At 51.6% G+C, this 9778-nt stretch carries 9 protein-coding genes and 3 pseudogenes; 7 read left to right on the top strand and 5 right to left on the bottom strand.

The window, feature by feature from the left end; translation table 11 throughout:
* Positions 1 to 94: 94 nt before the first annotated feature.
* The gene (locus tag ACMGE0_RS33080) at positions 95 to 343 is read right to left on the bottom strand and encodes a hypothetical protein (protein WP_436820098.1); all 249 of its coding nucleotides are present in this window, start codon (positions 341 to 343) and stop codon (positions 95 to 97) included.
* Between the two features lie 93 nt (positions 344 to 436).
* On the opposite strand from ACMGE0_RS33080, the pseudogene ACMGE0_RS33075 reads away from it, so the two are divergent.
* Positions 437 to 592: pseudogene (locus ACMGE0_RS33075) on the top strand (transposase domain-containing protein); the annotation flags it as partial.
* Here ACMGE0_RS33075 and ACMGE0_RS33070 read toward each other — a convergent pair.
* Positions 584 to 849 (bottom strand): annotated as a pseudogene (locus tag ACMGE0_RS33070) (transposase); the annotation flags it as partial. The pseudogenes ACMGE0_RS33075 and ACMGE0_RS33070 overlap by 9 nt on opposite strands.
* A 255-nt stretch (positions 850 to 1104) precedes the next feature.
* On the opposite strand from ACMGE0_RS33070, the gene ACMGE0_RS33065 reads away from it, so the two are divergent.
* The 5 genes from ACMGE0_RS33065 (at position 1105) to rfbA (ending at position 7247) form a co-directional block, all read left to right on the top strand.
* Positions 1105 to 3600, top strand: coding sequence for a glycosyltransferase (locus tag ACMGE0_RS33065; RefSeq protein WP_436820097.1), 2496 nt, complete (start codon positions 1105 to 1107; stop codon positions 3598 to 3600).
* Positions 3601 to 3792: 192 nt separating this feature from the next.
* Positions 3793 to 4347, top strand: a complete 555-nt coding sequence (gene rfbC, locus ACMGE0_RS33060; protein ID WP_436820096.1) for a dTDP-4-dehydrorhamnose 3,5-epimerase — start codon at positions 3793 to 3795, stop codon at positions 4345 to 4347.
* Between the two features lie 46 nt (positions 4348 to 4393).
* Positions 4394 to 5458 carry a dTDP-glucose 4,6-dehydratase gene (rfbB, locus tag ACMGE0_RS33055; protein WP_436820095.1) on the top strand — a complete coding sequence of 355 codons (1065 nt, stop codon included), beginning with the start codon at positions 4394 to 4396 and terminating at the stop codon, positions 5456 to 5458.
* Complete coding sequence (rfbD, locus tag ACMGE0_RS33050; protein ID WP_436820094.1) at positions 5458 to 6381, top strand: dTDP-4-dehydrorhamnose reductase; 924 nt, start codon at positions 5458 to 5460, stop codon at positions 6379 to 6381. Before rfbB ends, rfbD begins: the two co-directional genes overlap by 1 nt.
* Positions 6378 to 7247 carry a glucose-1-phosphate thymidylyltransferase RfbA gene (rfbA, locus tag ACMGE0_RS33045; protein ID WP_436820093.1) on the top strand — a complete coding sequence of 290 codons (870 nt, stop codon included), beginning with the start codon at positions 6378 to 6380 and terminating at the stop codon, positions 7245 to 7247. The genes rfbD and rfbA overlap by 4 nt, the downstream gene beginning before the upstream one ends.
* 50 nt (positions 7248 to 7297) lie before the next feature.
* On the opposite strand, the gene ACMGE0_RS33040 is transcribed toward rfbA, so the two are convergent.
* The 3 genes from ACMGE0_RS33040 to ACMGE0_RS33030 all read right to left on the bottom strand — a co-directional run bounded on the left by ACMGE0_RS33040 (position 7298) and on the right by ACMGE0_RS33030 (position 9162).
* Positions 7298 to 8281, bottom strand: coding sequence for a hypothetical protein (locus ACMGE0_RS33040; protein ID WP_436820092.1), 984 nt, complete (start codon positions 8279 to 8281; stop codon positions 7298 to 7300).
* A gap of 196 nt (positions 8282 to 8477) precedes the next feature.
* Positions 8478 to 8864 (bottom strand): hypothetical protein, encoded by a 387-nt coding sequence (locus ACMGE0_RS33035; RefSeq protein WP_436820091.1) that lies wholly within the window; start codon positions 8862 to 8864, stop codon positions 8478 to 8480.
* 91 nt (positions 8865 to 8955) lie between these two features.
* Entirely contained in the window at positions 8956 to 9162 is a 207-nt protein-coding gene (locus ACMGE0_RS33030) for a hypothetical protein (RefSeq protein WP_436820099.1), read from the bottom strand.
* Between ACMGE0_RS33030 and ACMGE0_RS33025 the strand changes: the two are divergent.
* Positions 9158 to 9717, top strand: a pseudogene (locus tag ACMGE0_RS33025) (IS66 family transposase); the annotation flags it as partial. The gene ACMGE0_RS33030 and the pseudogene ACMGE0_RS33025 overlap by 5 nt on opposite strands.
* Positions 9718 to 9778: the final 61 nt, after the last annotated feature.

The following is a 9778-nucleotide window of genomic DNA, read 5'->3' as shown; positions in this document are numbered from 1 at the left end:
TCCGTTCTCCTTGCAGTGAACGAATCTTCTGCCCGTTTCGATCATTTGTAAAGCTATTTGCGGGACAGGACAATAGGAAAGCCCAAGCGAGCATTTACGTCACAGAGATAGCCTTCAACTTTCTCGCTATGGCTTCGAACCGTTCCTGAACGATGATTTCCTTTTGAACTCGGCTTTCGTTCACGGTCACCTCGAACGAGAAGAAGAGTTGGGTTCCACCGCTCTTGTGCTCGTTCACGAAAACGACCTTCGAAAGATCGACGCAGGTTTGCATGCCGTTCGCTAGGGTAAGATTCATCCACATCTTTTGCTCCCTCTTCGCGATGGCAAGAGGAAGCAGCAATCATCGACCACGTCAAGCCGCAGCATCACCTAACCCTTGCGTGTTCGCTGCGTTCCAAAGGCGAGACCCGGCACCAGAGGGGGGCGTACCTGAGCGGCGCTGGCCACGCTTCTTCAGACGGCCAAGATGAACAACGTCGACCCGCTCCATTGGCTCTCCCAGACCTTAAGCCGCATCGCTCAAGGCTGGCCAGTATCCGAGCTCGAGGCGCTGATGCCTTGGAACTTCAGGCCTGACGCCATCAGCTAAGCGCTTACCGTAGAAATAGGCTTGCACCGTCTGAACGGCGGGAAATCCTTGGGCAGCATCCGCCATTGGCAGCCGGTCGATGCCAGATAGAGCAGCGCGTTGACGACCTCGCGAAGGCCGGTCTTGCAGGGCCGGCCCAATCGACGTGGCGCGGGAAGAAAATCCGAAATCAATCTCCACTTCCGATCCGTCAGGTCACTTGCAGAGCGGCCACAACGTCGCGCATCGTCCCGGCGAGTGAAATCAGTCCAGCTCATCGTGGTCTCCATTCGTCCCAAGCGAACAGAATCACAACTGGCTAATTTCACTCAACTCTTTTTCGGTCGGGCCCTTAGGCTGTCCTCCACAAGACTCACATCCCTGCGCTTGCTTCTCAACGCTGATACTCTCTAATTTTTCGATTGAAGATGTCATGTGTTGATTGCGCCGACCAACGTTTGTAGAAAGGCGAGGCTGGCTTTTCTGATGCAAGCCGTGAACGCAATCGCGCCGATCCATAGAGACCTTTGTTGATGCTAAAACCGTTCAAAAAACTTGTCCGCCAGTATCTTCTACCAATTTTTCCCAAGAAATCCTCACACAAGCCTCTAAGTCCACCGAGGCAGCCAAAGCTGGATACTAAGCAACTGAAAATTACAAGGGACGATTTAGAACGTTTCGCACTTCCGGCGAACGTTAATCCTGTCGTTTCCATTGTCATGCCCACATATAACCGCGGAGAGTTGATATCGGGGGCTATAAAATCGGTTCTGTCGCAAACGTATCGAAATTTTCAATTGATTATCGTTGATGATGGTAGTCGCGATGACACTCGATCGGTCGTTGAAGGTTTTAACGATTCTCGGATTATATACATATGGCAAGAGAATCAGGGCGTCAGCGCCGCGCGCAATACCGGACTTCGAGCAGCTACCGGTGAATACGTTGCGTATATTGATTCGGACAACCAATGGCGCCCAAAATATCTCGAGTATTCTATAAAATATGCTAAGAAATTCGACGCAGATTGTATCTATAGCATTCTTACGATTGTAGATGGAAAGGGAGCAGTGAAGGCATACAGAGCGGCAAAATTCGATCCGGCTTCACTGTGGGACCGAAATTTCATCGATCTGAATGTGTTTTTCCACAAACTACGCCCCAACAAGCGTATAGAATTCGACAATCGGCTCCGGCGAGCTGTCGACTGGGACTACATCGTACGCGTATGCAATGCGAACGGCTGCAAGTTCGCTTACTTCGATCAGTGCATTTATTCCGATGCTGCTGACAATTCCCGGCTGACGCTTTCAGCATTCTCTTTGTATACAAAAGTCGTGCGGGCCAAGAACCACTTCTACTCGTCAGATGAGCTTGATTTATTGCGGCTAGCCCGACTTGCTGTTGCGATAGTAATTTCGGCTCCCTCCACTGAGCGTGCGAACTGGGGTGATTATTATTATGCAAGGTCTCTCCAAAAGTACTTAATCAAATTGGGGTATGCGGCGGACTTGGTGTACTCGGATACACCTGACCCCGTCAGACAAAAGTTCGACGTAAATATTGTTATACGGGGACGGCGTAGAGAAAAGCATAAAAATCATCAGCTGAACATACTCTGGATTATTAGCCATCCGGAGACAGTCTCCGCAGAAGAGTGCCTTGAGTATGATTATGTGTTCGCCGCGTCCGCGTATTTGGAGGGCTTGCTTAGGCTCGAAGGCGTGAGGAAAATATCAACTCTTCTTCAGGGGTCTGACCCGGAGCTTTTCCGAGGCTTGCTGAAAGAGGAGCGCTCTGGCGTCCTTTTCGTCGGGCGCACCAAGAATGTTGATCGTAGATTTGTGGTTGACCTCGTACAAGGTGTCGAAGAAGCGCGGGTAATCGGAGATGGGTGGGAGAAGTATATCGATCACTCAAAAATTCAGGCTCCATGGGTTCAGTACCCGGAGCTGCCGACTGTTTATGGGGCGACCGACATTGTTCTCTCTGAGCACTGGCGCTCAATGAGGCTGTTTGGAATTGTCGCGAACCGCGTGTCCGATGCTATTGGATGCGGCGCTCGGGTCCTTAGCGACAAAGTTCGAGGCGATGAATATCTTGAGGGTGCAAGTTATCGTTCTTGTATCACTTCAGGTGAAGCCCTGACGGTACTCAAGCAATGGAAGCGTGAGCACGTTTCGCCAGACGCTGGCGGATTCGTCTCCATGGAAGCCCAGGCGGCGTCGATCGACCATGTAATTGCCTCACTCATCTTTCGATTTAAGGGGCAGGTGAACGACCGGGATTCGCAAGATAGGCTTGTCATAAAGCGGGGGTGCGATTGGAAAAGTGTCGAGTGGCTTTTGATGAACCACATCATGCCGAGACTACCTGCACGAAAGCTCAGTCAGCTTGGATTGTTCCATGAGGAGGTAAATGGACTCACTTCATTTGAAGTGAATGGAAGGGAAGCTACGATCGCAGATTTGCCGTCGCTTCTCCTGGAGGAGCAAGATGACGTTCCGTTTCAGAAGCGGGGGTTAGATGAACGTCTATGGAGAGTGTTCAGCGTTGGCAGACATAGGACTTGTAATCCTCGCATCGCTACTGTGATCGCGAATAGTGTTGAAGAAGCGTTTGCAGAGTATGCTGGCCTTATTCAGGGGTTTGAACAGGTCAGGGTGTGGGATTCCTATCTGACCCGCAGAGCTGTCATTAGAAATGGTAAGTTGCATAAAGAAAAAGAGTTCATCGAAAGTGTCCGCGCGAGAATACGGCGCTATCTTCTTGATGCGGAGTCTTTAGTGACTGCGCTATGTTCGTCGACGAGCGACCGCGAATTTTACTATCACGTCGGTCTTGCCTCTGGTTCATATGTATTATGTGACGGGTCGCTTTCGGCTGATAGCATTCGGGATGAGGAGAAATGGCGGCCTTATTTTCTGGATTCGTCAGCCACTTATTTCAATGATTTGAGATTGGACATTGTGTCGGAAAAATTGCGAGGGGAATATTGGGCAAAGTTCGCCGATCACGAAATGAAGTGATGTGATGGTGCTATCGTGACAGCGTTCCTCATCCTGTGCCCGCCTTTTCAGGCGGGTCGCCGCGTCTCCGATACGAGGCTGAGATGGGTAGCAGGGGGTAGCGAAGTTGATTATAAAGCGAGCATTGGGACCGATCGCCTTCAGAATCGTTTACTCGGTCATAATTGCAACTTGAAATTGAGGTGAGGTCTGATGAAGTTCCAAAAATTGAGCATCCCCGATGTTGTGGTGATTTCTCCGCACAGGATACAGGATGCACGAGGCTTCTTCATGGAGACCTTTCGACAGGATCTGTTTGAAACGGCTATAGCTCCTATCCAATTCGTTCAGGAAAACCATTCTCTGTCGGCGCAACAAAGCACCATTAGAGGACTACATTTTCAGGTCGAGCCGCGAGCGCAGGGGAAGCTCGTGCGTTGCGTCGCCGGAGCCATTTGGGATGTCGTTGTTGACATGAGAGCCTCTTCCAGGACCTTCCGACAACATGTGTCGGTTGAGCTGTCTGCAGAAAATGGGCAACAGTTATGGGTACCCCCTGGCTTTGCCCATGGTTTTTGCACAATGGTTCCAAATGCAGAAGTCTGTTACAAGGTTACAGAGTACTATAGCGCGGAGCATGACCGCGGAATTGCATTCGACGATCCTGATCTTGACATTGCCTGGCCCGTGAACTTGGACGAGGCAATCCTGTCGATGAAGGATAAGCAACACCCGCGCCTTTCCGTTGCGGGTGCGCCCTTTGCCTAAGAATGTTGAAGAACAAATTTCCTGCGGAATCAATGGATAGAAAGATATGCGTGTATTGGTAACAGGAGGTGCTGGCTTCATCGGCTCCGCGGTGGTGCGTCACCTTGTTAAAGTTAAGCGATACGATGTGCTCGTTGTCGACAAGTTGACATATGCGGGATCGTTGACCTCGCTCACGGCCGTCGAGAATGATCAACGCTACCGGTTTCTTCGAGCCGATATCTGCGATCGCGCTAAAATAAACGAGGCGATTTCCAGCTTTCGGCCGCAGCGTATCATGCATCTTGCCGCGGAGAGCCATGTTGACCGGTCCATTACAGGCCCTCAAGACTTCATCGACACCAACATAATTGGCACGTTCACTATGTTGGAGTGCGCCCGACTTTACTTTGCTTCATTGTCGCAATCTGAAAAGGATGTATTTCGCTTTTTGCATGTCTCGACCGACGAAGTCTATGGAACTCTCGGTGAGGACGGTTTGTTTCGCGAAGACACTCCTTATGATCCTAGCTCTCCATATTCTGCTTCAAAGGCGGCGTCCGACCACCTTGCGAAAGCGTGGGCAAGGACCTACGGCTTGCCTGTAATAGTCACAAATTGCTCGAACAATTACGGCCCGTTCCACTTTCCCGAAAAGCTTATCCCGTTGATGATACTTAACGCATTAGAAGGTAAGCCTTTGCCGGTGTACGGAGACGGCATGAATATCCGAGATTGGCTGTATGTCGAAGATCATGCGCGAGCGTTGGATTTGGTCGTTGAGCGCGGTCGGATCGGAGAGACCTATAATATTGGCGGACGTAATGAACGCCGAAATATTGATGTGGTGAGAAGTATTTGCAACCTGATGGACAAATATTCCCCCTCGGCCGAAGCGCACGGCAAGCTGATTCGGTTTGTAGCCGATAGGCCCGGTCACGATGCTCGGTATGCGATCGATGCCAGCAAACTTGAGGCGGAGCTAGGCTGGAGGGCGGAGGAAAACTTTGAAACAGGGATCGAGAAGACCGTGCGTTGGTACTTGGAGAACCGCTGGTGGTGGCAACCGCTTCGGTGCCGAGACAGCGGCCGCAGGCTTGGCCTTCTGAACTCGATCGAGGAGACAATCTAATGACACGTCGCCGGATTGCTGTCACTGGTGTCCGTGGGCAATTGGTGAGCGCCCTCCTGGAAAGAGGGAAAAAGTTTCCGAACATAGATGTTATCGCGCTAGGTCGTCCAACATTGGACTTAGCTGTGAGTGACGGGATCGCAGCTTCAATTCTGGAGGTGGGTCCAGACGCGATCATATCAGCGGCAGCATATACAGCAGTGGACCAAGCGGAGAGCGAAAGCCAGCTTGCCATGATCATCAATGGGGAGGCGCCTGGAATTTTGGGAGCGGTGGCATCACAGATCGGCATTCCAATTGTTCATATTTCGACGGACTATGTGTTCGATGGCAGCAAAAACGAGCCGTACGTCGAAACTGATCCGACGTCTCCTCTTGGCGTATATGGTCGCTCCAAGCTAATGGGAGAGATCGCGTTAGCGGCTGCAACAGACAACTATGCGATCCTTCGTGTGGCTTGGCTCTACAGCCCCCATGGCCGAAACTTCTTGAAGACTATGTTGGAATTGGCTGGCAAACGGAATGCCGTATCGGTCGTGAATGATCAACTTGGCAACCCAACCTCTGCTCTTGATGTTGCAGATGGTGTGCTAGCAGTGGCACTTAATCTTATCAGTAACTCGGCGCAATCTTTGCGGGGCACCTTCCACATGGCAGCCCAGGGAAGTGCAACATGGGCAGAATTCGCGGCTGAGATCTACAAAATATCTAAATGTCGTGGCGGTCCTTTTGCCGCAGTCTCCCCGATATCGTCTCGGGAATATCCAACGGCAGCCTTGCGACCTTCCAACTCTCGCCTGGACTCATCGAAGCTAGAGCGAGTTCACGGCCTCAAGTTGCCGGCATGGCCAGCATCCACTGTACGAGTCGTTGAACGTCTCGTTTCGGAGAGTGAGCTAGTTCGGAATGGAGGATTGAAATGAAAGGCATCATTTTAGCGGGGGGGAGCGGCTCCCGTCTTCATCCGATGACGTCGGTTCTTTCGAAGCAACTGATGCCCATCTACGACAAGCCTATGATATATTACCCGCTATCGGCGTTGATGTTGGCGGGCATTAGAGAAATTTTGATCATTTCGACACCTCGCGACCTCCCTAGCTTCCGTGCATTACTCGGAGATGGTTCCCGATTAGGGCTGGAGATTAGTTACGCCGAGCAGCCGTCACCCGATGGTTTGGCTCAAGCATACATTATCGGAGCCGACTTTGTTGGCCAGTCACCATCATGTTTGATTCTCGGTGACAATGTCTTTTATGGGCACGGTATTTCGGAGCTCTTCGCCAACGCAGCGGAACGCTCCTTCGGTGCCACCATTTTTGCATATCATGTCAATGATCCTGAGAGATATGGTGTGGTTGAGTTCGATCGTTCTATGCGGCCAATTGCGCTGGAGGAAAAACCTGTTACTCCTCGATCCAATTGGGCTGTGACAGGGTTATACTTCTACGACGCGGAAGTGGTGAACATAGCAGCAGACTTAAGGCCGTCAGCTCGCGGTGAGCTGGAAATTACCGATATCAATAAGACGTATTTGGAGCGAGGACAGCTTTACGTTGAATTAATGGGGCGAGGTTATGCGTGGCTAGATACAGGCACTCCAGATAGCCTCCTAGACGCAAGTGAGTTCGTTGCCACGCTCGAACGTCGACAGGGCTTTAAGATTTGCTGCCCAGAGGAGATTGCCTATCGACAAGGGTTTATATCGGCGTCGCAACTAGAGGCACTCGCTGGCGGGTATGGTAACAGCCCATATGGTAGATATCTCCTCCGGCGGGTTTTGGCTGAATGATGAAGAACATCCAGCCGCTTGTCGCCAAACTTTCGCGCCTCTGCAAATGCCTACGATAAGAGATTGTTCCAGAATTTTAGAAGTGCATTGTTCGAATAGTGGAGCAATATGTCTGCTTGGAGTTGCTCTGCATTGGATTTCAAAGAATTAAGATTGTCGATTTCGGCATAAATCCTCTGCCGCCATTCGCTTTCCGCGCCAAGAACGGTAGACGAGGAAATTGCTGGCGTTGATATACTATTAAGTGCCGGGAAGGGGGAGAATAAGCTTGCTGCTCCGGTTACTGAGTGCTCAAAAAGCTTGTTGGTGGACCTTGCTGAATTGAATTTAGTCGCCTGTAACGGATAGAATGCAAGATGAAATCGGCATCTAACAATCTCTTGTTTGTAGCGCCACCAGCGCATGGGGCGGATGGCATGTACTCGCCCGGTGTCGAGAAGTTCTGGAGGCATGAAGTCGCCGAGCCACGTTGTCAATGTAATATCCCTGCGTTCGCGCAACAAAGCCGATAAGGTAGGGGATATAAGCGCGAAATCTTTCAAGTGTGATCGTGTGCCCAAATATGCGAGTTTGATCTCTTTGGGCGCAGAAAAGTGATCAATAGTGGCGGGAGGGACATGCCAAAGCGGGTGGACGTATCGAGCGGCGTTTCCGTAATTTTCGAGCAGCACAGGAGAGGGCACCAGAACGAAGTCTGCCATGCTTTTTATTATCTGCCATGTACCGGCGACGAAAGTAGTCAACTTCTGGCGGTAGCTTGCAGGTAATCTGTCATCCTGAGCCCCAGCAGCAAAATCGTCGTCTGCCAGGTACACAATGCAGCATGTTTGGCGACGTCTTAGCGCTTCAAGTTCATCGCGTGCCGCATATCGACTGATAACTACAACGGATCCAACCTTGTAGATGTGACGTCCGATTGGGACGACTCCTCGCAAATCAAAACCCAACGCTTTTAGCGGGTTAATGAAATACAAATCGGTCGTAGCCAGTCTACGTCGAAATTCAAAAAGGTCGAGGATCGGATCAATAAGCATCGGTCAGCTAGCATAATCGATATCGGAAAATATTTTCGTCCACAAGATCTATTGAGCTGCTTACGGCAGTGGTTCATTGACAACGCAAGCGTCTCGTCGGTCCACGTCGATGTATTACCGAAACGCAATTGATACGCCTTCAACTGCGCCATAAGTTCCATAGACCTCGCCCGTCGGCAATCGCTTTATGCGTGCCTTACGGCCTCTGGGGGCGATTTTTTGAGGCAACAAGCGCGGCAATACAAAGAGCTATGGCTGCATTCGCGGCCTCAACCGTCGGGCCGTCACCGATCCTCGCACTTGCTATACCATCTTCCCACATGCATCCCGCAGCCTCGCTAGGGGCGACGTCTTGCGTCAAGCGATACGCTGCTTCAAGATCAAGGGTATAGAAGGGTATCTTTCCGAGCTCATCCGTTTTTGGTACCAACCACAGATGACGTTGTTTTGTCTCTCCGGTAGCTGCGTCTACAAACGTCTCGGTCTTAAGCCTCCAACCTAAAACCTGCGCAATCTCGGAGTCCAGTTTGCGTGATGGGCCCTTGGTAGCTTTCAAGTTATCAATGACCGCGTCAACTTCCATGTTGCTCTCATTTTACGTTCATTTCCATCGACTCTGCGGAGCCACATCGAGATCGCAATAATCTGCATGCCGATTAGAGAAATCAATCAAATTATATCATATTCAGCGGCAGCAAAGTAGATTGGGCATCGATATCAAAGCGACAATGCGGCGATGGCGTTCCACAAGAAATCCAGCAGTTGGAACTAGCGCTGGAGGACTTGATGATTGCCGCCTCGGAAAGCAGCACCGAGCCGCTCGATGAGGTCGAGGAAGCGGTGCCTGCCGGGTCTGAGGCAATCATGCCGGAAAAGACCATGCGCCGCCGTCCGCGCGTGTCGGACAATGCCGTTCATGAGCGCAGGGAACTCGATCCCGGTACGTGGTGGCGAACTGCGGCTTGTCGGCGAAGACGTCAGCAAAATCCTCGACATGATCGCCGCGCAGATGAAGGTCATCGAGATCGCCCGGTTGAAGAAGTCCTGCCGCTGCTGCGAAGATGGTGCAGTTGCCCGCGCCCAACCGGCCGATACCGGGCAGCATGGCGGGCGCTGGACTGCTCGCCTACATCCTGGTCTCGAAATTTGATGACCACCTGCCGCTCTATCGCCTGAACGAAATCTTCGCCCGCATGGGCGCTGATATCCCCGACAGCACGCTGGTCGATTGGTGTGGCCGCGCCATGCAGGTACTCCTGCCGCTGATCGAGTTGATCGAGGCGGCAATCATGAGCAGCGATCTTCTCCATGCCGACGACACGCCGATCCGGGTTCTGGATCGTTCTCTGCGCGACAAGGGGTTGGGGAAAGGGGTGAAGAAGGGCAGGCTCTGGACCTATGTCCGGGACCAACGCCCATGGGCCTTGTCAATGCCGCGTGAATTTTCCCCATTAGTGCATTAGTGGGCTCTTCCGCAATTTCGGTGCAACTTTCTGA

This window comes from Neorhizobium descurainiae (assembly GCF_051400715.1).
GTDB lineage: Bacteria > Pseudomonadota > Alphaproteobacteria > Rhizobiales > Rhizobiaceae > Neorhizobium.
This window is presented reverse-complemented; position numbering and strand designations above follow the sequence as displayed.

What these genes read in the sequence shown, in the direction of transcription:
- ACMGE0_RS33065 (WP_436820097.1), top strand. Translation starts at nt 1,105, where the DNA reads ATGCTAAAACCGTTCAAAAAACTTGTCCGCCAGTATCTTCTACCAATT.
- rfbC (WP_436820096.1), top strand. Translation starts at nt 3,793, where the DNA reads ATGAAGTTCCAAAAATTGAGCATCCCCGATGTTGTGGTGATTTCTCCG.
- rfbB (WP_436820095.1), top strand. Translation starts at nt 4,394, where the DNA reads ATGCGTGTATTGGTAACAGGAGGTGCTGGCTTCATCGGCTCCGCGGTG.
- rfbD (WP_436820094.1), top strand. Translation starts at nt 5,458, where the DNA reads ATGACACGTCGCCGGATTGCTGTCACTGGTGTCCGTGGGCAATTGGTG.
- rfbA (WP_436820093.1), top strand. Translation starts at nt 6,378, where the DNA reads ATGAAAGGCATCATTTTAGCGGGGGGGAGCGGCTCCCGTCTTCATCCG.
- ACMGE0_RS33040 (WP_436820092.1), bottom strand. Translation starts at nt 8,281, where the DNA reads ATGCTTATTGATCCGATCCTCGACCTTTTTGAATTTCGACGTAGACTG.
- ACMGE0_RS33035 (WP_436820091.1), bottom strand. Translation starts at nt 8,864, where the DNA reads ATGGAAGTTGACGCGGTCATTGATAACTTGAAAGCTACCAAGGGCCCA.
- ACMGE0_RS33030 (WP_436820099.1), bottom strand. Translation starts at nt 9,162, where the DNA reads ATGGTCTTTTCCGGCATGATTGCCTCAGACCCGGCAGGCACCGCTTCC.